22 protein-coding genes and 1 pseudogene are annotated in these 24,617 nt (G+C 63.0%); 9 read left to right on the forward strand and 14 right to left on the reverse strand.

Annotation, left to right across the window (positions count from 1 at the left end; genetic code table 11):
* Positions 1–57: 57 nt before the first annotated feature.
* A complete protein-coding gene (mntR, locus tag FJ956_RS01175) occupies positions 58–516 on the reverse strand; it encodes a manganese-binding transcriptional regulator MntR (RefSeq protein ID WP_140675938.1) in 459 nt (152 codons plus the stop codon).
* Positions 517–743: 227 nt separating this feature from the next.
* Here mntR and FJ956_RS01180 point away from each other — a divergent pair, with 227 nt between their 5' ends.
* From FJ956_RS01180 to FJ956_RS01190, 3 genes are all read left to right on the forward strand, one after another.
* Positions 744–2,102: an Nramp family divalent metal transporter gene (locus FJ956_RS01180; protein WP_140675941.1), complete on the forward strand. Its 1,359-nt coding sequence runs from the start codon at positions 744–746 to the stop codon at positions 2,100–2,102.
* Positions 2,103–2,138: 36 nt separating this feature from the next.
* On the forward strand, positions 2,139–2,981 hold the full coding sequence (locus tag FJ956_RS01185) for a methyltransferase domain-containing protein (protein ID WP_140675944.1): 843 nt from the start codon (positions 2,139–2,141) through the stop codon (positions 2,979–2,981).
* A 138-nt stretch (positions 2,982–3,119) separates the two neighbouring features.
* Positions 3,120–3,770 carry a dihydrofolate reductase family protein gene (locus FJ956_RS01190; protein ID WP_140675946.1) on the forward strand — a complete coding sequence of 217 codons (651 nt, stop codon included), beginning with the start codon at positions 3,120–3,122 and terminating at the stop codon, positions 3,768–3,770.
* Positions 3,771–3,996: 226 nt separating this feature from the next.
* Here FJ956_RS01190 and FJ956_RS01195 read toward each other — a convergent pair whose 3' ends face one another.
* A complete protein-coding gene (locus FJ956_RS01195; RefSeq protein WP_140676169.1) occupies positions 3,997–4,863 on the reverse strand; it encodes a LysR substrate-binding domain-containing protein in 867 nt (288 codons plus the stop codon).
* A 99-nt stretch (positions 4,864–4,962) separates the two neighbouring features.
* Here FJ956_RS01195 and FJ956_RS01200 point away from each other — a divergent pair, with 99 nt between their 5' ends.
* Positions 4,963–5,562 (forward strand): LysE family translocator, encoded by a 600-nt coding sequence (locus FJ956_RS01200; RefSeq protein ID WP_140675949.1) that lies wholly within the window; start codon positions 4,963–4,965, stop codon positions 5,560–5,562.
* A 363-nt stretch (positions 5,563–5,925) separates the two neighbouring features.
* Here the strand turns inward: FJ956_RS01200 and FJ956_RS01205 are convergent, their stop codons facing one another.
* Positions 5,926–6,720 carry an SDR family oxidoreductase gene (locus tag FJ956_RS01205; RefSeq protein ID WP_140675952.1) on the reverse strand — a complete coding sequence of 265 codons (795 nt, stop codon included), beginning with the start codon at positions 6,718–6,720 and terminating at the stop codon, positions 5,926–5,928.
* A gap of 188 nt (positions 6,721–6,908) precedes the next feature.
* Between FJ956_RS01205 and FJ956_RS01210 the strand changes: the two genes are divergently transcribed.
* Positions 6,909–7,373, forward strand: a complete 465-nt coding sequence (locus FJ956_RS01210; RefSeq protein WP_140675955.1) for a MarR family winged helix-turn-helix transcriptional regulator — start codon at positions 6,909–6,911, stop codon at positions 7,371–7,373.
* A gap of 84 nt (positions 7,374–7,457) precedes the next feature.
* Here FJ956_RS01210 and FJ956_RS01215 read toward each other — a convergent pair whose 3' ends face one another.
* Entirely contained in the window at positions 7,458–8,636 is a 1,179-nt protein-coding gene (locus FJ956_RS01215) for an MFS transporter (protein ID WP_140675958.1), read from the reverse strand.
* Positions 8,637–8,861: 225 nt separating this feature from the next.
* On the opposite strand from FJ956_RS01215, the gene FJ956_RS01220 reads away from it, so the two are divergent.
* The 3 genes from FJ956_RS01220 (at position 8,862) to carB (ending at position 13,859) form a co-directional block, all read left to right on the forward strand.
* Positions 8,862–9,218, forward strand: coding sequence for a helix-turn-helix transcriptional regulator (locus FJ956_RS01220; RefSeq protein WP_140675960.1), 357 nt, complete (start codon positions 8,862–8,864; stop codon positions 9,216–9,218).
* A 135-nt stretch (positions 9,219–9,353) separates the two neighbouring features.
* Positions 9,354–10,148, forward strand: a complete 795-nt coding sequence (locus FJ956_RS01225; RefSeq protein WP_140675963.1) for an SH3 domain-containing protein — start codon at positions 9,354–9,356, stop codon at positions 10,146–10,148.
* Positions 10,149–10,355: 207 nt separating this feature from the next.
* A complete protein-coding gene (gene carB, locus FJ956_RS01230) occupies positions 10,356–13,859 on the forward strand; it encodes a carbamoyl-phosphate synthase large subunit (protein ID WP_140675966.1) in 3,504 nt (1,167 codons plus the stop codon).
* Between the two features lie 39 nt (positions 13,860–13,898).
* Here carB and FJ956_RS01235 read toward each other — a convergent pair whose 3' ends face one another.
* The 10 genes and pseudogenes from FJ956_RS01235 to FJ956_RS01280 form a co-directional block, all read right to left on the reverse strand.
* A complete protein-coding gene (locus tag FJ956_RS01235; RefSeq protein WP_140675968.1) occupies positions 13,899–15,704 on the reverse strand; it encodes an AAA family ATPase in 1,806 nt (601 codons plus the stop codon).
* Positions 15,705–15,747: 43 nt separating this feature from the next.
* Positions 15,748–16,536: a type I restriction enzyme HsdR N-terminal domain-containing protein gene (locus FJ956_RS01240; RefSeq protein ID WP_140675971.1), complete on the reverse strand. Its 789-nt coding sequence runs from the start codon at positions 16,534–16,536 to the stop codon at positions 15,748–15,750.
* A gap of 102 nt (positions 16,537–16,638) precedes the next feature.
* A pseudogene (locus tag FJ956_RS01245) lies at positions 16,639–16,928 on the reverse strand (Rid family hydrolase); the annotation flags it as partial.
* A gap of 365 nt (positions 16,929–17,293) precedes the next feature.
* The gene (locus FJ956_RS01250) at positions 17,294–17,854 is read right to left on the reverse strand and encodes a DUF4142 domain-containing protein (RefSeq protein ID WP_140675973.1); all 561 of its coding nucleotides are present in this window, start codon (positions 17,852–17,854) and stop codon (positions 17,294–17,296) included.
* 114 nt (positions 17,855–17,968) lie between these two features.
* Positions 17,969–18,724: a DUF899 family protein gene (locus FJ956_RS01255; RefSeq protein WP_140675976.1), complete on the reverse strand. Its 756-nt coding sequence runs from the start codon at positions 18,722–18,724 to the stop codon at positions 17,969–17,971.
* A gap of 117 nt (positions 18,725–18,841) precedes the next feature.
* Entirely contained in the window at positions 18,842–19,666 is an 825-nt protein-coding gene (locus FJ956_RS01260) for a carbohydrate ABC transporter permease (RefSeq protein ID WP_140675978.1), read from the reverse strand.
* Position 19,667: 1 nt separating this feature from the next.
* Positions 19,668–20,540: a sugar ABC transporter permease gene (locus tag FJ956_RS01265; RefSeq protein ID WP_140676172.1), complete on the reverse strand. Its 873-nt coding sequence runs from the start codon at positions 20,538–20,540 to the stop codon at positions 19,668–19,670.
* A gap of 65 nt (positions 20,541–20,605) precedes the next feature.
* Positions 20,606–21,862 carry an ABC transporter substrate-binding protein gene (locus tag FJ956_RS01270; RefSeq protein WP_140675982.1) on the reverse strand — a complete coding sequence of 419 codons (1,257 nt, stop codon included), beginning with the start codon at positions 21,860–21,862 and terminating at the stop codon, positions 20,606–20,608.
* Between the two features lie 395 nt (positions 21,863–22,257).
* A complete protein-coding gene (locus FJ956_RS01275; protein ID WP_140675985.1) occupies positions 22,258–22,812 on the reverse strand; it encodes an N-acetyltransferase in 555 nt (184 codons plus the stop codon).
* A 41-nt stretch (positions 22,813–22,853) separates the two neighbouring features.
* Positions 22,854–23,879 carry a lytic transglycosylase domain-containing protein gene (locus FJ956_RS01280; RefSeq protein ID WP_246672045.1) on the reverse strand — a complete coding sequence of 342 codons (1,026 nt, stop codon included), beginning with the start codon at positions 23,877–23,879 and terminating at the stop codon, positions 22,854–22,856.
* Positions 23,880–24,043: 164 nt separating this feature from the next.
* Here FJ956_RS01280 and FJ956_RS01285 point away from each other — a divergent pair, with 164 nt between their 5' ends.
* On the forward strand, positions 24,044–24,613 hold the full coding sequence (locus FJ956_RS01285; RefSeq protein ID WP_140675988.1) for a methylated-DNA--[protein]-cysteine S-methyltransferase: 570 nt from the start codon (positions 24,044–24,046) through the stop codon (positions 24,611–24,613).
* Positions 24,614–24,617 lie beyond the last annotated feature (4 nt).

Genomic DNA, 24,617 nt, shown 5'->3' on the forward strand with positions numbered 1-24,617 from the left:
CGTAATGCGGCGCAGATGCGTCGGTTCCGCTTCGATACGCTCGGACAGACCGCGGACCTAGGCCTGGCGGTTCGTCATTGCCCGGCGGAAAGCTTCCAGCGTTTCGGCGCTGACATGGTGCTCGATGCCCTCGGCGTCGATGCGCGCCGTCTCGGCGCTGACGCCGAGAGAGCGCAGGAAGGCCTCCACCGTCTGGTGGCGGATACGGCTTTCCTCGGCGACCTTGCGGCCGGCCTCGGTCAAGAACACGCCGCGATAAGGCTTTCGCGACACCAGCCCATCGGCGCACAGCCTGGTCAGCATCTTTGCCACCGTCGGCTGCGCGACGCCGAGCCTTGCCGCGATATCCACCTGCCGCGCTTCGTTGCCGTCCTCGATCAGGTCGGCGATCAGCTCGACATAGTCCTCGACCAGCGCGCCGCGGCGCGCTTCGCGCGTCTGCCGGAAACCCTCCGAATGGATTTCGGCATCGGGAAGCGGCTCCTCGCGTCGAACTGGTTTGTTCCTAAGCGCCAATACGCGCTCCTCCTTGAATCGGGGGCGTTATCCATAACACGAACCCCTGATGGTCCGGCCGTTTATTTGCATTCCCGCGCGGGCGCAACCAGCGTTTGCGGGCGCCCGCGTCCAGACCTGCTCCGGCGCATCGCGAAAGCATGATCAATGAAATATAGCCTATTGCATAATGTTGAGCCATGGCATAAATAAAAGGCACCTTCGATACATTCCAGCGGAAATCCCTCATGTCCGACGCTGATGCAGCAACCGTAGCCCGACCCGCATGGCGTTTCGACAGGCCCGGCGACGAGCAGCCCAGCCTGCGCGAGGTGAACGCCTCGATCGCGGTGCCACAGACTGGAGTCTGGTTCCGCCGCCTGTTCGCCTTCATGGGACCGGGCTACATGGTCTCCGTCGGCTATATGGATCCGGGCAACTGGGCGACCGACCTCGCCGGCGGCGCCCAGTTCGGCTACACGCTGCTTTTCATCATCATGCTGTCGAACCTGATGGCGATCCTGTTGCAGGCGCTGTCCGCCCGCCTTGGCATCGCCACCGGGCGCGACCTCGCCCAGGCCTGCCGCGCCTACTATCCGCGCCCCGTCAATTACGTGCTCTGGATCGCCTGCGAGCTGGCGATCATCGCCTGCGACCTCGCCGAGGTGATCGGCACGGCGATCGCGCTGCAGCTTCTGTTCGGCATCCCGCTGATCGGCGGCGCCATCCTCACCGCGCTCGACGCTTTCCTTGTGCTTCTCTTGATGAACAAGGGCTTCCGCTATCTCGAGGCCTTCGTCGTCGCGCTGCTGATCATCATCTTCGGCTGCTTTGCCATCCAGATCTTCGTCGCCGCGCCGCCGGCCGGCACGATCCTGCATTCGATGTTCGTGCCGTCACCCGAGATCGTCACCAATCCGACGATGCTCTATATCGCCATCGGCATCATCGGCGCGACGGTCATGCCGCATAATCTCTATCTGCACTCCTCGATCGTGCAGACCCGCGCCTATGAGCGGACCGACAGCGGCAAGCGCGACGCCATCAAATGGGCGACGACGGATTCGACCATCGCGCTGATCCTGGCATTGTTCGTCAATGCGTCGATCCTGATCGTCGCGGCGGTCGCCTTCCACGATACCGGCCATCACGACGTCGCTGAGATCGGTCAGGCCTTCGAGCTGCTCTCGCCGCTGCTCGGCCTGGGCATCGCCTCGATCCTGTTCGCCGTCGCGCTGCTTGCCTCCGGCCTCAACTCGACCGTCACCGCGACGCTTGCCGGCCAGATCGTGATGGAAGGCTTCCTGCGCCTGCGCATCCCGCAATGGGCGCGTCGCCTGGTGACGCGCGGCATTGCCATCGTCCCCGTGGTGGTTGTCACGGCACTTTATGGCGAGAAGGGAACCGGCCAGCTTCTCGTCTTCAGCCAGGTGATCCTGTCGATGCAACTCCCCTTCGCGGTGGTGCCGCTGGTGCAGTTCGTGTCGGACAAGAAGAAGATGGGCAATTTCGCCATACCGCGCGCCGTCGCGGCGCTGGCATGGGTCGTGGCCGCCATCATCCTCGTTCTTAACTTCAAGCTGCTCTACGACACCATCGCCGGCTGACCGAGACATTCGCGCCGGCCGCGCTATCTTCGCGCTATGGCCGAACCGGACGAAGCCCGCAGATTCTACGCCAGGCTGATGGCCGCGCAGGCCCGGTCGTCCGATCCGCGCATCGAGGAGGTATTCGCCTCGGTGCCGCGCGAGGCTTTCCTGGGTCCGGGACCATGGACTGTTTTTGCCGGCGAAGGCCGGTTCGAGACGCCGAGCGCCGATCCAATCTATATCTACCAGAACGTGCTTGTCGTGCTCGATGCCGACAAAGGCATCAACAATGGCGAGCCGCTTCTGCATGCCATGTGGCTCGGCAAGGTCGAGCCGAAGCCGGGCGAGCACGTCACCCATATCGGCGCCGGCACCGGCTATTACACGGCGCTGCTGGCGAGGCTGGTCGAGCCGGGCGGCGGCGTCACCGCCTTCGAGCTGGAGGCTGGTCTCGCCGCGCGCGCCAAAGCGAACCTTGCGGCTTACGACAACGTCGAAATTGTCCAGGCCGATGCCGTCGCCAATCCATTGCCGCCGTCCGACGTCATCTACGTCAATGCCGGCGTCGTCGCTCCGCCCGCCGCGTGGCTGAATTCGCTGAAGCTTGGCGGCCGCATGATCTTTCCGTGGCGCCCGTCCGAAACCGTCGGCCTCGCGGTCCTCATAACACGCCTGGAAAACGGCTTTGCCTGCCGACCGTTCATGGGCTCCTGGTTCATCCCTTGCGTCGGCGCCTCCATTGCCGAGCCGGCCGCGAAAATACCGACCCGCGAGCGGGCCGCGCGCACCCGCTCGATCTGGCTGAGGAAGGACAAGGCGCCGGACCGGACGGCAACCGCCGTGTTCGGCGACGTCTGGTTCTCATCTCGCACGGTCCGGGCCGACAGCACCGGATAGAAATTTTTAAAGGCGCTTGTCGAAAACGCGCGTTGCCGTTCGTCCTAGGTGCAAAGCGGGTTCCGTCGGGAATTGCGTCGAACCGCTCTAACCAGAAATCCGGCCCTGACGGCGCGGATCGTGAAACGGAGAAGACAGATGCGCAAGATCATCGCCGCCACATTCGTAAGCCTCGACGGCGTCATGCAGGCGCCGGGCGGGCCGGAGGAGGATCCGGTCGGCGGCTTCAAGTTCGGCGGCTGGACCTTCCATTACTTCGACGAGGTGGGGGGCGCGGCAATGGAGGAACTGTTCTCCAAACCCTTCGCCCTGCTGCTCGGCCGCAGAACCTACGACATCTTCGCAGCGTACTGGCCATATCAGAACGATCCGATCGCGGATGCCTTCAATCCCGCGGTCAAATATGTGGCCACGCACCGGCCGGATTCACTGACCTGGCAGAACACCCAGTCGCTCGGGCCCGATATCGTTGCCAGGCTTAAGGAACTCAAGCAGGAAGACGGACCCGACCTGCTCATCCAGGGATCGGGCAATCTGATCCAGACCCTGCTCGCCAACGGGCTGGTCGACGAGATCCGTCTGATGATCTTCCCGCTGCTGCTGGGCAAGGGCAAGCGGCTGTTCGGCGACAACGCGATGCCGGCGGCCTTCAAGCTCGTCAAATCGCAGACCTCCGCCAGCGGCATCATCATCGCGACCTATGAGCGCGCGGGCGAAATCCGCGTCGGCTCCTTTGTCACGCAGGCGCCGTCGGACGCCGAGCTCGAGCGGCGCAAGAACTGGAAGTAGAATCTGGGGGAACCTGTCGCCAAGCTGGAACACCCCCTCACCCGACCAAGCTTCGCTCGGCCGCCTTCTCCCACAAGGGGAGAAGGCGGAGCCTGGCGCATGCCAATCTCCGACATCGACGATTGGCAGCGCCATCAGCGCGATCTTGCCTTCTCCCCTTGTGGGAGAAGGTGGATCGGCGCGCAGCGCCGAGACGGATGAGGGGTGTTCCAGCGGAGTGAGACTTTCAAGCCGCCTCGCGCCGCCGAACCAGGCCTTTCCGAATATGTGCCGCAAACGCCTGCGCGGCCGGTTGGGTGGCATGTTTCGGAAGATGCAGGTTGACGGAAAAATTCGGCAGCGCCGGTAGGCCGGCATCGGACAGGATGTCGAGGTCGGCCGGAACCGTTGAGGCGAGCCAGGTGGTCACCGCGAGGTCCGACCGCACCGTGGCGGTTGTCGCATCGATGTTGCCGTTCTCGAACACCGTGCGCCAGTCGAGCCCATGCTCGCCGAGCGCTGCCAGCACCGCCGGCCGGAAGGCGCAGGTGTCGGCGACGATGGAAACCGGCAGCGGTCGTTTCAGGCGCGCCACCCCGCCTGTGGCGCCGACCCAGACCAGCCGGTCGACGAGCAGGCATTCTCCGGCGGTCGGACCAACGCGCTCCTCGATGACGGCAAGGTCGATCGTGCCCGCCGCCAGGGCCGCCGCGAGTTCCGGCGAGGACGCGCAGACCAGCGAAATCTCCACCTGCGGATAGGCTTCGGCATAGGCCTTCAGCACGGGCGCGAGCAGCGTGCCGACGAGATCGTAAGGCACGCCGATCCGCACCTGCCCGGCAACCGCCCTGCCCCTGATTTCGGCAAGGATCTCGTCGTTGAGCTGCAGCAGGCGCCGAGCCCTGTCGAGCAGCCGCTCGCCGGATCGCGTCAGTTTTAGGCCGCGGCGGTCGCGCTCGAACAAGCTCTGGCCGAGCACCTCTTCCAGCCGCTTGACCTGCTGGCTGACGGCGCCTTGCGTGAGGTGAAGCGCATTGGCCGCCGCCGTCATGCTGGCCTTGTCGGCCGTCGTGACGAAGGTGCGGATGAGGGTCATGTCGAGATCGCGGATCATGATTAGCATTATATTCCCTAATGCGAACCATATCAAACATTGCATTTACTGATGCGACGAAGCGCCTAAGCATGCCGGCTCCTTCGATGGGAAGCCCGCATGTCCGACACCATCATCCCGCTGGTCCTGTTCGCGCTGATCTCGACCTCCACGCCGGGCATCGCCACGACGTTGTCGACCGCGTCCGGCGCGCAATTCGGCTTTCGCCGTTCGGTACCGCTGATGGCCGGCAGCGCCGCGGGGCTGGCCACCGTGGCGGCTGCGGGCGCGGCGGGCCTCGCCGGCCTGCTCGCCGCGGTGCCGTCCCTGCAGCTTGCGATGAAGATAGCAGGCTCGCTCTATCTGATCTGGCTAGCGATCAAGATCGGCCGCAGCGGTCCGCCCAATCTCGACATCAGCATGGCCAAGCCGAACAGCTTTTTCGGCGGCGCCGGCATCCAGTGGATGAATCCGAAAGGCTGGGCGATGGGGCTCGGCGCCGCCGCATCTTTCGCGGCGCTCGCCGATGGTCCCTTGCAACTCGCGCTGCTGCTCGGGGCCGTGTTCGGGCTGACCGCAGCCTTCTCGCTGTCGCTGTGGTGCGTGGCGGGAACTCTCCTTGCCCGCCTGCTCAAGACGGAGCGCCAGTGGCGTATGCTCAACATCGTGCTGGGCCTGCTGCTGGCCGCCTCGATCCTGCAGATGTGGCGGCCAGTATGAACGCTGGTTCCTCACCCCACGAAGATGGCGCTATGCACACATCTTTTGTGATTGACTGATCGACCTGAGGCTTGACTGCCAGGTGGTTCCCCAATCCGTCGCTGCTTCGCAGCGCCACCTTTCCCCCCTCCGGAGGGAAAGGAGCGTTGCTGGACGGGTGTTGACGGCAAAAAGCTTGGCGCCTTTCCTCTACCCCGTCGATCGGGGGAGAGGTGGCTCGGCGAAGTCGAGACGGAGTGGGGGTCGACCAGCGCTATATTGGACAATGCATGCGCCAAGCTGCCATGCACGCTATCGCCAAAGGCCAGCCGCTTGGAAATGTGTGCATGCCGTAGCCGCTTTGCGGGGGCGAGGAACACACCCTCAGACGGCGTAGCGCGCGGCCGGCTTGCCTGAGAACAGGCTGCCGAAGAACTGGTCCCTGGCGCCGAGATAGGTGGCCAGCCCGGCCGCATCGGCAAGGCCGGGCGCGGTGACGGTCTCGCCCTGGGCGAATCCGGCAAGTGCCGCATCGACCAGATTTTCGGCACTCATGATCCAGTCCGGATTGATCCTGTCGAGGCTGATGCCGGAGACGTCCCACAACTCGGTGCGGATCGGTCCGGGCACCACTGACTGGACTCTCACATTGGTGCCGGCGACTTCCTTCTGCAGCGCTTCGGTGAAGTTGGCGACATAGGCCTTGGTGCCGCTGTAGATGCCGCCGACGGCAATGCCGTAGGCAACCACAGAGGCGATGTTGATGATGGCGCCGCGATTGCGCGCAAGCAGGCCCGGCAGCACCGCGCGGGTCAGCCTGGTAAGCGCCACGACATTGACCTTGATCATGCGTTCGGCCGCGTCGGCGTCGGCGTCGGCAATCGTCTCCAGGCCACCCACGCCGGCATTGTTGATCAGCAGCGTCACGCTGTCGTCCGTCGACACCGCCTGCTCGACGCGGCGCAGATCGGCATCGGCCGCAAGATCGGCGACGATCGTCTTGACCTTGCGGCCATAGGCATAGGCGACCTTGTCCGCCACTTCCTGCAGCCGGTCGGCGCGCCTCGCCACCAGCACCAGGTCGTAGCCCTGCCCCGCCAGCCGGTCGGCGTAGATCGCGCCGATACCTGAGGAGGCGCCGGTGATGACAGCCGTGCCCTTGTTGTCCTTCGTGCTCATAGTCCCGTTCCTTTGTTCACTTCGCTTGGTTCGGCGTCGATGATCGCATCATCCGCCGGGCCTCCGATTTAATTAGTGGCATATGCCACTTTCGCCGAAGTAGGTATATGCCACTATCTTGTCAACGGCGGCGGCGAAAACTATTTCTGCACCAGGCTGGCGCGGCTTTGCGCCGGCAAGGAGTGATCATGACCGAAGCTCGCAAGCCGGGATTCAGCGACTGCAACAATGCGACGCTGCGCCGCGCCGCGCGCAGCCTCGGCCGCTTCTACGATGACGCGCTGGCGTCTTCGGGCCTGAAGGGCACGCAGTTCGGACTGCTCTTTCAGATCCATGTCAGCAACGAGCCTGCGATGAGCACCGTCGCCGACGCACTGATCATGGACCTGTCGGCGCTCGGCCACACGCTGAAGCCGCTGATCCGCGACGGCTATGTCGAGACCTTTCCCGACACGAACGACCGCCGCATCAAGCGTTTGCGACTGACACCGCAAGGCCAGGCCAAGCTCGACGAGGCGCTCAAGCTCTGGAGCGTCGCCCAGCGCCAATTCGAGGGCAAGGTCGGCGCGGAGCAGGCGGCGAAGCTGCGCGCGGCGCTGGATGCCGTGGCTGACCTCGATCTCGAAATGCCTACGGCCGCTCCTTCGCCCTGAAGAAGCGGCCGCCGGTCAATTCTTTGGCTGTGAAGACGTGCTGAGATTCAGGTCGGGCCGGGCTCACCTGAATATCGGCACCTCTTATTCTGCCGGCATCGCCACGGGGCGACCCAACATCCGGCCCGCAAGCACGACGCCCAGCCCGACGATCGGGAACACCGCCGCGATCAGGCCGAGGTCGGCCGGGACGCCGAAGCGCAGCACGGCGGCGCCGACCACGGCGCCCAGCGCGACGCCGAAGTAAAGCGCCGAGGCGTTGAGCGACAAAACAATTGGCGCGGCGTCGGGAGCGATCTTGATGATACGGCTCGCCTGCGCCGGCGGAAAAGCCCAGCCGACGATGCCCCACGGCACCATCATGGCCATCAGCGCCGGTCCGGCGAGATGATGCGGCAGGAAGGTCGGGATCAGCGAGAAGGTGGCGAGCATCGCGGCGGAGAGCGCCAGCGACCAGACGACGGTTCGGGTGGCGCCGAATCGGTCGGAAGCCTGCCCGCCGGCGATGTTGCCGATGACGGCGCCGACGCCGAAGGCGAGCAGCATGCCCGGCAGCGCGATCGGCGAGAGCCCGCCGCCTTCTATGGCCAAGGGCGCGATGAAGGCAAAGACGGTGAAGGCTCCGATCAGCGCCAGCACCGTGGTCAGCAGGATCGGCATCACGCCGGGCCGCACTGCCGCCGCCAGCCTGCGCCCCAGCGGCAGCCTGGTGCCGACGATGCCGCGCGGCAACCGATACCAGAGGATCGCGCCGGCCAGGGCGCCGAGCCCGGCAATGGCGAAGAACGTGCCGCGCCAGCCGGCAATGGCCGCGACCAGCGCGCCGAGCGGCGCGCCGACAGCAACCGCCACCGTGGTGCCGCCGACGACGACGGCGATGGCGCGTGCCCGGTGATGGTCGTCGACCAGCGCCACGGCAGTCCCTTGCGCGGTCGCCGCGAACAGGCCGGACGACAGCGCCATGACGATGCGCGCGATCAAAAGCAGCTCGAAGGACGAACTGAGCGCGGCAACGATGTTGCCGATGACGAAGAACACCAGCGTCCACAGGATGACGCGGCGCCGGTCCCATTCGCCGGTCAGCGTCGCCAGCACCGGCGCCCCGATCGCATAGGCGAGCGCGAAGGCCGTGATCAGCGAGCCGGCGAGCGGCACGGATATGCCGGCGTCAGTGGCGATATCGGGAAGAAGGCTTGAGATGACGAAGCCTTCGGTCGAGATCGCAAACGATCCGAGCGCAAGCCAGAAGATCCGCTTGTCCATGGGGAGTTGTCCTTAGTTCAAAAGTTATTGAACAATTGGACATAACAGGGCATGATGTCAACCGAGCCGGGACAAAATAGCTGAACCCTGCTGACAGCCCTGTGTCAGGACGGGCAGAGAATGAAGCAGCCGCGTCTATCGTAGAAACGAAAATGCAGAAGTAGCGCCTGCCGTAGAAAGAGGAGCCGCGTTGAAGTCCGTGCCGTTTGTGCTTAATTCTGGGCCATGACCCTGCCCCATCCAACCGCCGACCAGATCAGCCTGCCGATCGTCCTTGCCGTGCTCGGCGACCCGACCCGGCTTGCCATCGTGCGCTACCTGGCGAGCAAGGAAGGCGTGCCACTGAACTGCAGCAAGTTCCTCGACCTCGCCTCCAAGACCAATCTCAGCTACCACCTCGCCAAGCTGCGCGAGGCGGGCGTCACCCGCAGCGAGGCGGTCGGCACCAGCCGGTTGATCACATTGCGTCGTGACGATCTCGACAGGCGTTTCCCCGGCCTGCTCGACAGCGTGATTGCCGCGGCTGGCGGGGACAAGGATTTGCCAGCGGTCGGCACCGCCGAAGTCGAGGTTTCGGCCTGAACGATCTGCGCGTGCCCTTGGCCTCACAATTCCGCGTAAATTCAGCATGACACCCCGCGGTCTTGCCGACTATAACCCATCGCCTGGCGGTCGGAGCTTTGGTCCTGGTCGCGACTCGGAAAAATGCAGCCAAAGATGAAGCGCAAAACTACGCTCCGACTGACGCTGAAGGCACTCTTCGTCGCTCCATTGCTGGCGGCGGCCCTGCCGGCCACGGCTCAGGATGCGCCGGGACCGATCGTTTCGATTATCGGCGGCCTCGCGCCCGACGATCTCCTCAATATCCGCGCCACTGCCTCGCCGAGTGGAAGGGTGGCGGCGCGGCTGCCCAACGGCACGGCCGTCAGGAATTTCGGCTGCAACGTCGTCGACGGCTATCCCTGGTGCAAGGTCGAGGATACGCAGGACGCGCATATCGTCGGATGGGCGCCCGCCCGCTATCTCAGCCCCAACAACCCTGCGCCGGTGCCCGAAGATGCCGCCGCGCCGGCGGCCGCGGCCATTGCGCCTCAACCCTCCGAAGAGCCGCAGCCTGATATAGCGGCGCGCCTGGGTGGCGGGGAGCCAGCCGAGCCGCCGTCTGCGGCCGAGATCGGCAGAACCGCCATGCAGGACGCGTATGGTCTCGCCTTCGCGGCCTCGGCAAGCGCCGGATCCGACACCCCGGACGCCGGCGTCCCCTGCGCCCGCCATGTCGGCCAGCCGATGACCCGTTGCGAGATAGACGTCGCGCGCACTGGCGCCGACAGCACCGTGACGGTGACCTGGCCGGATGGCGGCAGTCGCGTCATCACCTTCCATGGCGGCAAGCCGACCGGCTCGGACTCGCCGGACGAATTCCGCTTCACGCGCGAAGGCAGCCTCAACATGATCCGCATCGGCGTTTCCGAACGCTTCGAGATCACGGATCAGGTGGCAGGAGGGGAATAGGGGAGTAGGTTCGCATTTGGAGAACACAGTTAGGGAATGCTCCCCTACTCCCCTACTCCCTACTCCCCTCATTTTCGGGGTTACATCCACCAAAACTCTTCCCTATAAGGCCCTCCTAGCCTGATACCAGAATCGCAAGCACAACCGGCCGGGTCCTCCCCCGCCCGGTTTTTCGTGCAAGCTGCTCGCCGAACGGGACCCGTGGACATGCCAAGACGCACCGACATCAAGTCGATCCTGATCATCGGGGCCGGCCCCATCGTCATCGGCCAGGCTTGCGAGTTCGACTATTCCGGCACCCAGGCCTGCAAGGCGCTGAAGGAAGAGGGTTTCCGCGTCATCCTGGTCAACTCCAATCCGGCCACCATCATGACCGACCCGGAGCTGGCCGACGCCACTTATATCGAGCCGATCACGCCAGAAGTGGTGGCCAAGATCATCGCCAAGGAGCGGCCTGACGCGCTGCTGCCGACCATGGGCGGCCAGACGGCGCTCAACACGGCGCTGTCGCTGCGCCGCATGGGCGTGCTCGACCGTTACAATGTCGAGATGATCGGCGCCGACGCGCATGCCATCGACAAGGCCGAGGACCGCGCGCTGTTCCGCGAGGCGATGAGCAAGATCGGCCTCGAAACGCCGAAGTCGATGCTGGCCAACGCCACCGACGTCAAGAACGCCGACCGCAAGACGCATGAGGCCGAGCGCGCCGCGCTGAAGGCCGAACATCCGGAAAACCTCGACGCCGCGCTCGATGCGCTGGAAACCCGCTGGAACCTCGGCGAAGGCGACCGCAAGCAGCGCTATATCAGCCACGGCATGGCGATCGCCGCCCAGGCGCTCGACCATGTCGGCCTTCCCGCCATCATCCGCCCCTCCTTCACCATGGGCGGCACCGGCGGCGGCATCGCCTACAACCGCGCCGAATTCTACGACATCGTCCAATCCGGCCTCGACGCCTCGCCCACCACCGAGGTGCTGATCGAGGAGAGCGTGCTCGGCTGGAAGGAGTATGAGATGGAGGTCGTCCGCGACAAGGCGGACAATTGCATCATCATCTGCTCGATCGAGAACCTCGATCCGATGGGCGTGCACACCGGCGATTCCATCACCGTCGCGCCGGCGCTGACGCTGACCGACAAGGAATACCAGATGATGCGCAACGCCTCGATCGCGGTGCTGCGCGAGATCGGCGTCGAGACCGGCGGCTCCAACGTGCAGTTCGCCGTCAACCCGGCCGACGGCCGGCTGGTGGTCATCGAGATGAACCCGCGCGTCTCGCGCTCATCCGCGCTGGCCTCCAAGGCCACCGGCTTCCCGATTGCCAAGGTCGCGGCGAAGCTTGCCGTCGGCTACACGCTGGACGAGCTGGAGAACGACATCACCGGCGGCGCGACGCCGGCCTCGTTCGAGCCGACCATCGATTACGTCGTCACCAAGATCCCGCGCTTTGCGTTTGAAAAATTCCCCGGCGCCGAGCCGGTGTTGACCACCGCCATGAAATCGGTCGGCGAAGTGATGGCCATCGGCCGCACTTTTCAGGAATCGCTGCAGAAGGCGTTGCGCGGACTGGAAACGGGTCTCACCGGATTGGACGAGATCGAGATTCCGGGCCTTGGCCACGGGAGCACCCCCGCAAGCCACGCCGACGACCGCAACGCGATCCGCGCCGCCCTCGGCACGCCGACGCCGGACCGGCTGCGCATGGTGGCGCAGGCGATCCGCATGGGCACCTCGCTCGAGGACGTGCACGCCATGTGCAAGATCGACCCGTGGTTCCTCGAGCAGATCGCCGGCATCATCGCCATGGAGGAACGCATCCGCGAGCAGGGCCTGCCGCGGGATGCCGTCAATCTGCGCATGCTGAAGGCGATGGGTTTTTCCGACGCCCGCCTCGCGTCGCTGACGAAGACCGACGCCGAAGTGATTCAGAAGGCTCGCGAAAAGCTCGACGTTCATCCGGTCTACAAGCGCATCGACACCTGCGCGGCCGAGTTCGCCTCGCCGACCGCCTACATGTACTCGACCTATGAAGTGCCCTTCGTCGGCGAGCCCGCCAACGAGGCGCGCGTGTCGTCGCGCAAGAAGGTCGTGATCCTCGGCGGCGGCCCGAACCGCATCGGCCAGGGCATCGAGTTCGACTATTGCTGCTGCCATGCCGCCTTCGCGCTGCGCGACGCCGGCTACGAAGCGATCATGATCAACTGCAACCCGGAGACGGTCTCGACCGACTACGATACGTCCGACCGGCTCTATTTCGATCCGCTGACGGCGGAGGACGTGCTGGAGATCCTGCGCGCCGAGCAGGCCTCGGGCGAGCTGGTCGGCGTCATCGTCCAGTTCGGCGGCCAGACGCCGCTGAAGCTGGCCGACGCGCTGGAGAAGGCCGGCATCCCGATCCTCGGCACCTCGCCCGACATGATCGACCTGGCGGAGGACCGCGACCGTTTCCAGAAGCTCTTGCACAAGCTGAACCTCAGCCAGCCGAAGAACGGCATCGCCTATTCGGTCGAGCAGGCCCGCCTCGTCGCCGGCGAGCTCGGCTTCCCGTTGGTGGTGCGTCCCTCCTATGTGCTCGGCGGCCGCGCCATGCAGATCATCCATGACGAGGGCATGCTGCAGACCTATCTGCTCGACACCGTGCCCGGCCTTGTGCCGGAGGACATCAAGCAGAAATACCCCAACGACAAGACCGGCCAGATCAACACGCTGCTGGGCAAGAACCCGCTGCTGTTCGACACCTATCTCTCCGGCGCCATCGAGGTCGATGTCGATTGTCTGTGCGACGGCAAGGCGACCTTCGTCTCCGGCATCCTGGAGCATATCGAGGAGGCCGGCATCCATTCGGGCGACTCGGCCTGCTCGCTGCCGGTGCACTCGCTGCCCTCCGACCTCGTCGACGAGTTGGAGCGCCAGACGGCGGCCCTGGCCCGCGCGCTCAACGTCGGCGGCCTGATGAACGTGCAATACGCTATTCAAGACGGCACGGTCTATGTGCTGGAGGTCAACCCCCGCGCCTCGCGCACCGTGCCCTTCGTCGCCAAGACCATCGGGCGTCCGATCGCCAAGATCGCGGCCCGGATCATGGCCGGCGAGACGCTGGAAAACGCCTTCGCCCATTACGGCGCCATGCCCGATCCTCGCAACCCGGGCCACATCGCGGTCAAGGAAGCCGTCTTCCCCTTCGCCCGCTTCCCCGGCGTCGACATATTGCTCGGCCCGGAAATGCGCTCGACCGGCGAGGTCATGGGCCTCGACCGCGACTTTGCGCTGGCCTTCGCCAAGAGCCAGCTCGGAGCGGGTGTCGATCTCCCCCGCGCGGGCACGCTGTTCGTCTCGGTACGCGACGAGGACAAGAAGGGCATCCTGCCGGCGGTAAAACGCCTCGCCGGCCAGGGCTTCAAGGTTTTAGCCACCTCCGGCACCGCCCGCTTCCTCGCCGAGAACGGCGTGACGGCCGAAAAGATCAACAAGGTGCTGGAAGGCCGCCCCCACATCGAGGACGCCATCCGCAACCGCCAGGTCCAGATCGTCTTCAACACGACGGACGGCCAGAAAGCGGTATCGGACTCGAAGTCGCTGCGCAGGGCCACGCTGATGCAGAAGGTGCCGTATTACACGACGCTATCGGGTGCGGCTGCTGTGGCGGAGGCGATTGCGGCGTTGCGGGCGGGGAACCTCGAAGTGCGGCCGCTGCAGGAGTATTTTGCTTAGCGTGCGACGGATAGCACCATCGAAACCACAGGCTAGACTCTACTTCTCCTCAATCTCGTCATCGACGCCCAAGCTTGAGAAGGCAGCTATCCTCTCGATTAGCTCTTTCATCTCGACTGGAATCTCCTCCAGTCGCATCGCGTCTATGATAGAAGTTGGCGTCACGCTTATTTTGTATTCGTCCTGGAGCGCCTGATTTATGAAAGTCAGTGCCTCCTTTCCTGGGATTAGTCCCAATCTTAACTCCGCACTGTTCCAAGACTTGTCAAATTCATCCATGGCAGCTTCACTTACGGTTGCATCATTCAAACCGGGAGAATTTTGCTTTTCAAACCGACGCCGGTTAGCAAGATACTGGCCTGCCACATAGTTTTTCTTTTCTGAAGAGAATTTGTTAAGTACTGCCTCCGCGATAGGCATATACGCCTTCGCACTACCTCCTCGCCGTAGAACCTCGCTCACTTTGCTTGCAGCCGCCCTATCGATCGCAGTGGGAACGAGCAAAAAATTCTCGATCTCCTTCCTATGATGAAGCGCAACTAGTTGTGAAAATTTCTCGCAAGCCTGTTTGATAGCTGCGCATTCATCCTCGCTGCGATAGTCTCTATCGAAGACAATCGCCGACGAAATCTTTCCCCCGAGCGTTAGCTCCATCCCAGCCTTAATGTTTTTCGCCCGCTCGGGGTTGAAGCCCTCCACCGGTATAACCGCAAAATTCCCACGATTGCCTACATCCGAAAACCCCAGCTTACCCGCGAATTTCCCAAGTATCTGAAAATCTTTACCTTCGACAAACAGCGCTCGTCGTGTTTTGGCCAACTGAGTGAGGATCGGATTTAAATTTGACCCCAATGACGAAAAGACATCACCCAATTGCGAAGGGTTCTTTACCCTCTGAGCCTGTCTTCTTTTTTTGTTTATAACTACGATGTCATCCGCCTCCGCTTCAGTTATTATCTCCGTAGAGTGAGTAGCTATGAGTACGTCAGGTCCAAGATTCCTAAGCAGAGTCAATAGCTGGCGCTGTAGCTCAGAATGAAGATAGATATCAGGTTCATCGATTAGGAAAATGGAATTGTCACTCGATTGAATAAGATGTGTCAACATTTGACACCATACCTGAAATCCAAACCCAGCCCAAAATATCTCTCTTGGAATTCGTGATTCCGGACAAAACATATACAATCTGGCGTCTTTGTGCGAATAATCAATTATGGGCTCTTCGATATCCATGCCAGGCCAGGTTCGGCAAAGCACCTCTCGAAACTCATCAAATTTCTCTGGATAGTGATGCCATATATTCCTGAAATTTCGAGCTGATCGATAGTTGAAAAGCGCCAAACGGGCGGCTTCTTTCCCATACAGGATTTCGTTGTGATCAACAGGTCCTAATATTGGAACAAATCCGATAGGACAATTAAAATGCTTAATAAATTCCTTTGGCGAATGAGGGGTTTTTCCATTGTTATTGGTTACTATTAAATGGCAAGAGCCAGCCTCGGGAAAAAATAACAAAAGTTCGTTTCTATTTGACAAACTGAAGCGAATGGAAGCTGGTTGACTGTCATCATAGTTGTAAAATATGTTTTCCTCAGCAATCGATATCGCGCCGAGATCCACTATGTACCCGTAAACAGATCCCTGTGGGCCACTTACAACTTCTGGTTTTCTCGACGTCGCCTTTCGCAGAGCAGCCGCCAAAATCCGAAAGGCAGCCAATATCGTCGACTTCCCGGCGTTATTCGGGCCAACAAGGATGTTGAAATTTCGCAGATGGAGCGTAAATTTTTCAAAAGCTTTAAACCGATTAAAGTCCACTCGAATAAAACGATGCAAATCAGTCATAACGTATCCAGAAATTCATGCGTTTAGAGATTGATCAAAGACGTTAGCTCATCGCCTCGGGTACGACCGACTTTTCGGCCTTGAGTTTAGCCCTCTCCAATTTTCCTGCCGCCTTTCTAATCCTCACGGTTGCTTCCTTTGCCTTGTCTCCCTCAATCGTATCGCGCTTGATCACCTCATTCTCGATCAACTGTGATAGGTTTTCATTCCCAACCCTAATATCGGGAAAGAGTCTGCGGATTTCTCGCCGCACAAGTGAAATCACCGGTTCGGACCGCATGAGCGCAGAGACCGTGAATTTGTTGAAAAGCTGGGCTTGCTGGTGAAAGGCGTCCATCGCATCGATGGTGAGCCCTTCCTTGGCGAACAGGAACAGGCACTGCAGATGGTCTTCATTTTTTGGATTCACGTCGGCTAAAACGATACGGCAAACTTCTTCGTGGCTGATTTGGTTCGCCACATAAATCCGCACCAGCCGCCACTCGACCGCATTCGTCAGGATTACCCAATGGATACCCTGATGAGCACCATAGTCGATGACCTGACGCAAATGATTGTCAGCGAGTTCCGCACCCGCTGATTTCACCTCGACAAGCAATCGAAGTTTGCCGCCTATTTTAATCGCCAGATCGACGTAAGTGGCTTTAATCTGATGCTCTGACGTAAGCTCCTGGTATTTCTCGTAACCGAACACCTCTGCGAGAATGTCTTTCACCAGCGTAACGGTGTCAGCTTCGGCCACATCCGATTTTTGCTGTGTTACGGCGATGCGTTGGTATTTCTTGATATTCGACGCAATCCGGTCGACGAACTTCTTAGGTAGCTTATTCATGACTCGCCCTCCCTATCCCCACCGGGATTTGAGGACGACTTTACTTTAAAGACAAGCAGAAATTACGCCGGCTTGAAAAATGTGCCCGGTGGCTATCGCAAATCACGCACCGCCACACACTAACTCCATCGGCCATGACGCCACCGGCACGAAGCTGCGTGCCGGCGGGTTGGTCGCAAAATACTTCGCATAGACCCGGTTGATGGCGTTGTAGAAGCCGGGGCGTAGATGCGCACCATCACCACCTTGTCCAGCGAAGTGCCGGCCGCTTCCAGGCAGTGTTTCAGCGCCTTCAGCGACGCATCGGTCTGGGTCTCGATGTCGCCGCGCACCATCTCGCCTGTCACCATGTCGACCGGCGGCGTCGCCGAGATGAACACGAAGCCGTTGGCGCACATGGAGAAGCTGCGCTTGTCTCACCCTGCCCCGGATAAGCCGACCGATCCTTGCGCAAAAAATGCGCAACGTAGCGTTCCTTCGCCTCCTCTCTGTCCTGCCGGACATCTCCCCCTCAAGGGGGGAGATTAGCCGTCACGCCGGCTTTCGCCAATCTCCAACGTTGCAGGAAAGGCGAGGCGCCGAAGCTGCCAATCTCCCCCTTGAGGGGGTTGAGAAGCGGTCCGCGCAGCGGGCGGAAAGCCAATTGCTTGGCTTTCCGAGCGACGAAAGCCCTGAGCGACAGCGAAGGGCCGGACAGTCCGGCAGGGCAGAGAGGGGGGCCGTAGAGCGCGTCGCTGGCCGATTAGCTCCTGCTCCCTCACTGATGCGCCACCGCCAGGTCCTTCACGTGCTTTTCGTGCATCTTCAGCACCGGCAGCGTCTTCTTGGCGAATTCCTTCATCGCCGGGTCGTCGCCGGAATTGGCATAGGTGGAAAACAGCGCCACCGCGTCCTTATGCGCGTCGGCCTGCATCTTGATGTATTTGGCGTCGAATTCCTTGCCGGTGGCAGCCTTCAAGTCGTCGAGCAGTTGCTGTTCCTTCGGCTGCAGCGCTGGGCCGGCGGGCTTGATCGATGCCGTGGTCTGGCCCTGGCTCAACGCGGTCTTGAAATCCTCGGCAGCCTTGCCGTGATCCTTGATCATCTGCGCGGCGAAAGCCTTGACGTCGGCCGACGCCGACTTCTCTTGCGCCAGCTTGCTCGACTCGATCTCGAATTCATTGGCGTTGGGCACGGTCGTGACGAAGGTCTGGGTGTCGACCTTGTTGTCGGTCACCATCGGTCCGACGGCATCCGTGTTGGTGTCGTCCGACTGGGCGAACGCGGCGGGCGCGCCGGCAAGAAGCGCGACGGCGACCAGGGGCAGCAGCGTTTTCATCTCGATCTCCGATCCGAAACAGCCCCTCCGCCTTCCCCAACGCGGCACCGGCCCCAGGGTTGCCTAAGAGGTTGCCTCGAAAAGAAGCGCGCGGGCCGGGCGCCCGCATCGTCATCAGTGGCAGTGCGCGCCGGGGGCGTGCCCGGCATATTGCAGCTGCTCGTGCCAGTCCGGCCGGCCTTCGGGCGTGAAATCCATCAGGTTCCACAGGATCTCGCAGGTGCCGATAGCGCGCGGGTCCTGTCCCGGCTCTGTCGGCGCGAAACCGAGCTCCGACGACCAGAAATGCCGGATGCCGTCACCATCGCGGTGGAACACCGAAAGCAGCGGTATCTGCGCGCCCTCGGCCGTTTCGGAGTTGTAGTCGCGCTTGAAAGCGTTGCCGGCCGACGATACGAGCCGCATGTTTTTCCAGCCGCGGTCGCGGCCGAGCGCTACCAGATTGTCGAGCGCGGTCTTGGCGACCACGGCGAAGTTGAACCCCGCCGCTTCGAGATGGCCGATCGCACCATCGAGCTGGTCGAGCAGCGCCGTGCAGGACGGACATGGCTGGTCCTGCCGGGCAAGCTTCGCGGTCTCGCCGCCTTTCGCCACCTCGCGCGTCTCCTGTGGGTGACGCGGGAACATCATCTGGTAGAGGATGAGCGAATCCTTGCCCGGCGCGAACAGGTCCGGCAGCCGCACCTTCGCCGGCTTGCCTTCGCCGTCCAGGGCGTCGAACACATAGTCCTGCGACACCAAGCCGCCGGGCGGCAAAGCGCGCCTTGCCTCCGCCACCGCTTCCATGGCGCGGCGCAGCTCGATTTCCTTGCGCAGCAATTTTTCACGCGCGGTGCGATATTTGGCGGATTCATTGGGAAAGGTGATCATGATCTTCTCCTTGGCGCCGGCGTCCCGGCGCGGGTTGCTCTACGATCCAAGGACGGCTCGCCGCGATCTGGTCCGACATTTCGGCACACGCTTTCCGGTCACTTTTTTGCGTCGCATCTAGCCTTTGACGCCGCCTGCCGTGAGACCTGACACGATCCTGCGCTGGAAGATCAGCACCAGCGCCACCAGCGGCACGGTGACGATCACCGAGGCGGCCATGATGTTGCCCCACGGAATCTCGAACTGCGAATTGCCTGAGAGCAGCGCGATCGCCACCGGCACGGTGCGCTGCGTATTGGTTGAGGTGAAGGTGAGCGCGAACAGGAACTCGTTCCAGGCGCTGATGAAGGCGAGCAGCCCGGTGGTGGCTAAAGCCGGCCACATCAGCGGCAGGAAGATGCGCGTGAGGATGGTCCACGCTCCCGCGCCGTCGAGGATCGCCGCTTCCTCGATCTCGACCGGCAGGTCGCGCACGAAAGTGGTGAGCACCCAGACGGTGAACGGCAGTGTGAAGATCATGTAGGACAGGATGAGCGCGAGCAGCGAATTGTAGAGGTGCAGCGCCCGGATGATCTCGAACAGCCCGGCTAATGCGGCGACCTGCGGAAACATCGACACCGACAGGATGGCCAGCATCAGCGCCGAGCGCCCGCGGAAACGAATGCGCGCCAGCGCGTAGGCCGCGGTGACGCCGAGCAGCAGCGAGATCGCCACGACCGCGCCGGAGACGATCAGCGAATTGACGAGATTGCGCAGGAAAGGACCTTCGCTCAGCACGTTGCGGTAATTGGCGAGGCTGAACGATCGCGGCCACAGGCCCGCCTGGAACAGCTCGGTTCCAGATTTCAGGCTGGTGACGATGGCGTAGTAGAACGGAAACACCGCGACGAAGACGATCGCCAGGAGCAAAAGATAGAAGGCGGCGCGCTTCAGCATTTTCATGTCAGCGCCCTCCGTCGAAACTCAGCCGTCCGAGCCGGATATAGGCGATGGTGAGCAGGCCGATGATCAGGAAAAGCAGCGTCGAAGCGGCGGAGCCATAGGCGAACTTGTCGAACTCGAACAGGTTCTCGCGCGCGAAGATCGACATCGACTTGGTCTGGACGTTGTTGGGCGTCAGCACATAGATCAGGTCGAAGATGCGCAGCGCGTCGAGCGCGCGGAAGATCACCGCGACCATCACCGCCGGGCGGATCAGCGGCAGCGTCACGCGCCAGAAGATCTGCCACGGGTTCGCGCCATCCAGCTTCGCCACCTCGAGGATCTCGCGCGGCAGCATCTGCAGGGCCGCCAGGATCAGCAGCGCCATGAACGGCGTCGTCTTCCAGATATCGACGATCAGCACAGCGATCATCGCGGTGTCGGCATTGGCAGTCCAGGCGATCTTGGTGTCGATCAGGCCGAGATTGAGAAGCGCGACATTGATGATGCCGAACTGGTCGTTGAGCATCCACTGCCACATCTTGGCCGAGACGATGGTCGGGATCGCCCAGGGAACGAGGATCGCAGCCCGCACGATGCCGCGTCCAGGGAATTCGGCGTTGAGCGCAAGCGCCACGACCATGCCCAGCGCCGTCTCGCAGGCCACCGACACCACGGCGAAGCGCACCGTGTTCCACACCGCGCGCCACCAGACCGGATCGACCAGCAACCCGTCATAGAGCAGGCGGCCGCTCGGCAGGCGCAACACCGAGAAGTAATTGTCGAAGCCGATCCATTGCCGCGCGTCCAGGTCGGCCAGCGAAGCATCGGTGAAGCTGTAATAGACCGTGCGCAGGAACGGCCAGCCGGCAACGGCGGCGAGCACGAGAAGCATCGGCGCGAGAAACAGCCAGGCCGTGCGCACGCGTTGGCGCGTCAGCGGCGATCGCCTTGCCGCGCTCACCAGCCCTTGCCTTTCAGCCTGGTCAGCCTCGCCGCGAGATCGGCCAGGTTGTCGGCGGCGGTGCCTTGGCCGGAGATCGTGTCGTGCACGGCCGTCCAGAACTGGCTGGATGCCTCGTTGTACTTGATCCTGGCGGTTGCCGAGGGCCTTGGCTGCGCGTTGAGAAAAATCTCTTTCCAGCGCGGCACGATCGGCTGCTGCCGGGCAATGTCGGGGTCGTCATAGAGCGCCGGAATGGTCGGCAGGTTGGACGTTTTGAGTGTCCGGTATTTCTGCATCTCGCGCGACGCGATGAACTTGACCAGCTCGATCGCAGCGTCCGGATGTTTCGAATATTTGGAGACCGCAAGGTTCCAGCCGCCGAGCGTGGCGACCGGATGCCCGCCTTCGCCGGCCGGCAGCGGCGCCACGTCGAGCTTGCCCTTGATCGGCGAATTCTCGCTGTTGCCGAGCGCATAGGCGTAGGGCCAGTTGCGCATGAAGACGGCATTGCCTGTCTGCCAGACGCCGCGCGCTTCTTCCTCCTGATAGGCGAGCACGCCCGGCGGCGCGATGGTGCCGATCCAACCCTTGACCATGTCGAGCGCCGCAGCCGCCTTTGGATTGTCGATGGAGATTTCACCGTCCGGCTCGATGATCCGACCGCCGCCATTCGACATCACCCATTCGAGCGCGTTGCAGGTCAGCCCCTCATAGGCGTTGCCCTGGAAGACGAAGCCCCAGAGATCCCTGTTGCCGGCCGCCCGCTCCTTGTCCATCACAAGCTTCGCGGTATCGGCGAGCTCCTTCCAGGTGGTCGGCACCTTGGCGCCATATTTGTCGAGCAGATCCTTACGGTAGTAGAGCGCCGGCGCGTCGGTGAAGATCGGCAGCGCGACCAGCCTGCCGTTGACCGTCTGTGATTGGATGATCGACGGGAAATGCTCACCCACCACATCCCTGGTCGCCTCGGTCAGGTCGACCAACTGGCTGGCAAGCTGCGGCGCCCAGATCACGTCGGTCTGGTAGATGTCGATATCGCTGCTGCCGGCGGCGAGCCAGAGCCGGTATTGACCGAACTGGTCGGTGGTTGAAGGCGGAATGACGACGATGTCGACCTTGTTGCGGCTCTTCTTCTCGTAACGATCGAGTATCTCGCGCAGCACCTTGATGCCGTTGCCGGTATCGCCCGACACGATCGACAGTTCCACGGCTCGCGCTTGAACAGCGCCCAGCAGGATGCCGGCGGCCAGGAATGCTAAAGCGAGTTTCACGGGGTTGCGGACCTCCCTCAGCGGCCAGCGACGCACAGGTCGCGGCTCATCAAGGCCCCTGCGTTGAATGCGCGACGCCGCTTAGGGTTCCCGCGCTTGTGCGCGCTGACCGGGCCGGCGGGTCGGTGAAGCCGATCTCGGTTGGCTCGACCGCGTCGGCGGCCCGTTCCGTCCGCCTCGCTTCACGCAAAGCGGACGGGCTCCGAAACCCCCGCCCCGGAGCCCGCCTGGGAGTGGCTGACGCATGCCGGCACAGCCTCCTCCGACGCCTTGCCCGCGTCGATCCGCCGATCGGCCGCCCGGCACGACGACGCATTAGCATGCCCTAACGTCAGCCTATGTGAAGAAGTTCACAATGCTCGCGCGCAGGCGGTTGCAACGCCGCGCTTTGCGCGTCAGCCCTCCCAGTCGACCGGGGTCATGCCGAGCCGCTCGTAGAGCCTGAAGGCCGCCGTGTTCTTAACCGCGTTGGTCTTGAGATCGACATGGGCCGCCCCGCGCTCGCGAAACGTCAGGAACACGTGCCGCATCAGCGCCTCGCCGAGGCCCTGCCGTCTCGATTCCGGATGGACGGCGAGGTCCTTGACGAAACCGGACGTCCAGCAAAGCGCCGCGCCCGCCAGCAGGCCCTTGCCGTCGATCGCCAGGAAACAGAGGGCGGGGTCGAATTCCGCATTGCCGGCAATGCGCGGCCACCATTCGTCGAACGGCCCGTCGGTGCCGTCGTCGAACACCTCTTCCAGCAGCGCGTGCAAGGCCAGAGCATGATGCCGAAAAGTGTGAAGCGGTTTTCGGGCAACATCATGCTCCGTCTCTGACGCGTCCCGCTGCTCGAACGCGCGCATGACGAAGCCCTCCGGCCAGTGCGGCGCGGTGAGCGTATCGTCGAGCAGCTTGCGCAGGCGGATGTCGTTGGGAGCCGGCGGGCGGGGCGTTGTGTTTTCATGCATGGCGCTGTCTCGAAACGGCCGCGCGGGACCGGACCGCCCGCTCAGGCGTCGGGTGGCAGGCGATGCCGCTTGCGATCGACGCCCAGGCCCGTCGCCTCGAGCAGCCCCTTGCGCTTGGCGTCGTAGTAATAGCCGGTCTGGTAGAGCGTGTCGGCCCGCTTGGCGTTGCCACCCGAAACCAGCCAGGCGCCGCGCAGATATTTGACCGCATATTTGAGATTGGTCTCGGCGTCGAACAGGCCGGTCGCCGGTCCGTCATAGCCCATGCCGCGCGCCGTCGCGTGCTTGATCTGCATCAGTCCCCAATGGCCGTGATTGTAGGCTTTCGGGTTGAAGGTGCTTTCGCGATTGACGACATGGCGTACCAGGTCGATCGGCACCTCATAGATCGCCGAATATTTCTCGATCAGCCGTTCGATCTCGCCGCGCGGGCCGCTGGCGTGCTGCTCGGGTTGGCTGGGTGCCGCAAGCAGCGCCGGATTTTCGGGCACCATATAGGCGACCTGCTGGACGCCGGGCATCGGGGCGACTTTCGCCGACTGGCCGGTGACCGGCATGGCGACGCCCGCGGTCGTATAGGCCGCTGCTCGGCTGATGGATGCCGCTCCGCTGATGGATCCAGGGCCGGTCGGCGAGCCGCCGGCCGTCAGCACCGGCGGCGGCGGAAACTGGCCGGCCATCGGCGTCGCTCCCGCGAAGGCCGCGGGCTGAGCCAGCGTCGCGGCGGGCGCGCCAGGTTGGACAGGCGGCGGCAACAGTGCGCTTTGCGTCGCGGGCGCGCCATGCGTCGCGGGTGCGCCTTGCGTCGCGGGCGAGCCTGGCATGGTTGCCGCTGCAGCGGCATCACCGGCCAGCGCCACGGTCTGCACCTGCGCGAGGCCGGACGGCTCCGGCAATACGGCCACCGTTTCGGGCAGCGCAAGCGTCGGCGTGTCGTCCGCGGCGACAGGCGTCGATGCCGCCGCAAGCGCGGGCGCGGCCTTCATCTGCGAGGTCGAGGTGCAACCGCTCAGGCCAGCAGCGGCAACGAGCACGCCGAGCGCGGTGATTATGATTTTCGCTGCCAAGCCGTGCGGGTCCGGTTGTCGGTTGTTAAGAAGTCCTTACACCAGCGATTCACACCCGGCAATCGGGGCCACCAGGCGGTTTTCGGGTGGCGACAACAGGGCCGAAGTGCCATATTGTTCTGGATATGTACTCGTTTTTCGCTGTTTTGCGGAAGGAATACGTCATGAAACCCACATCCCAGATCACGGCCGGCCACGCAGTGTTAGAAACAGTGATCGGCTTCATGGGCATCGCCTGGAGCGAGAAGGGCCTGATCCGGCTTTGCCTGCCGGAACGCAGCCGCGAAGCGGTCGAGCGCCGGCTGCTTCGCCACCCCGGCGTCTCAGCCTCGACAGACCAGCCGTCCTGGGTGGTCAAGCTGATCGCCTCGATCAAGGCCTATGCAGCCGGCGAGGACATCGACTTCTCCAGCGTGCCGGTCGATCTCGACGGCATCGACGATTTCCGCCTCGCCATTTATGACGCGGCGCGCAAGCTCCGCTTCGGCGAGACCACCACCTACGGCGAACTGGCTAAGCGCGCCGGCCATGCCGGCCTTCCGCGCGAAACGGGCGCGGCGCTCGGCGCCAATCCGGTGCCGCTGGTCATTCCATGCCATCGCATCCTGGCGGCCGGCGGCAAGATCGGCGGCTTCTCCGCGCCCGGCGGCTCGGCCACCAAGGAAAAGATGCTGGCCATGGAAGGCGTGCGCGTCGGCCCACCGCCGGCGACGCAGGCCTCATTCGGGTTCTAAAGCG

This window comes from Mesorhizobium sp. B2-4-3 (assembly GCF_006442815.1).
Lineage (GTDB): Bacteria > Pseudomonadota > Alphaproteobacteria > Rhizobiales > Rhizobiaceae > Mesorhizobium.

Coding starts and splice junctions, on each gene's coding strand:
- FJ956_RS01235 (WP_140675968.1), bottom strand. CDS start 15,704: ATGACTGATTTGCATCGTTTTATTCGAGTGGACTTTAATCGGTTTAAA.
- FJ956_RS01255 (WP_140675976.1), bottom strand. CDS start 18,724: ATGATCACCTTTCCCAATGAATCCGCCAAATATCGCACCGCGCGTGAA.
- FJ956_RS01195 (WP_140676169.1), bottom strand. CDS start 4,863: ATGATCCGCGATCTCGACATGACCCTCATCCGCACCTTCGTCACGACG.
- FJ956_RS01265 (WP_140676172.1), bottom strand. CDS start 20,540: ATGCTTCTCGTGCTCGCCGCCGTTGCCGGCTGGCCGTTCCTGCGCACG.
- FJ956_RS01205 (WP_140675952.1), bottom strand. CDS start 6,720: ATGAGCACGAAGGACAACAAGGGCACGGCTGTCATCACCGGCGCCTCC.
- FJ956_RS01210 (WP_140675955.1), top strand. CDS start 6,909: ATGACCGAAGCTCGCAAGCCGGGATTCAGCGACTGCAACAATGCGACG.
- FJ956_RS01250 (WP_140675973.1), bottom strand. CDS start 17,854: ATGAAAACGCTGCTGCCCCTGGTCGCCGTCGCGCTTCTTGCCGGCGCG.
- FJ956_RS01225 (WP_140675963.1), top strand. CDS start 9,354: ATGAAGCGCAAAACTACGCTCCGACTGACGCTGAAGGCACTCTTCGTC.
- FJ956_RS01240 (WP_140675971.1), bottom strand. CDS start 16,536: ATGAATAAGCTACCTAAGAAGTTCGTCGACCGGATTGCGTCGAATATC.
- carB (WP_140675966.1), top strand. CDS start 10,356: ATGCCAAGACGCACCGACATCAAGTCGATCCTGATCATCGGGGCCGGC.
- FJ956_RS01275 (WP_140675985.1), bottom strand. CDS start 22,812: ATGCATGAAAACACAACGCCCCGCCCGCCGGCTCCCAACGACATCCGC.
- FJ956_RS01285 (WP_140675988.1), top strand. CDS start 24,044: ATGAAACCCACATCCCAGATCACGGCCGGCCACGCAGTGTTAGAAACA.
- FJ956_RS01215 (WP_140675958.1), bottom strand. CDS start 8,636: ATGGACAAGCGGATCTTCTGGCTTGCGCTCGGATCGTTTGCGATCTCG.
- FJ956_RS01180 (WP_140675941.1), top strand. CDS start 744: ATGTCCGACGCTGATGCAGCAACCGTAGCCCGACCCGCATGGCGTTTC.
- FJ956_RS01200 (WP_140675949.1), top strand. CDS start 4,963: ATGTCCGACACCATCATCCCGCTGGTCCTGTTCGCGCTGATCTCGACC.
- FJ956_RS01190 (WP_140675946.1), top strand. CDS start 3,120: ATGCGCAAGATCATCGCCGCCACATTCGTAAGCCTCGACGGCGTCATG.
- FJ956_RS01220 (WP_140675960.1), top strand. CDS start 8,862: ATGACCCTGCCCCATCCAACCGCCGACCAGATCAGCCTGCCGATCGTC.
- FJ956_RS01260 (WP_140675978.1), bottom strand. CDS start 19,666: ATGAAAATGCTGAAGCGCGCCGCCTTCTATCTTTTGCTCCTGGCGATC.
- FJ956_RS01185 (WP_140675944.1), top strand. CDS start 2,139: ATGGCCGAACCGGACGAAGCCCGCAGATTCTACGCCAGGCTGATGGCC.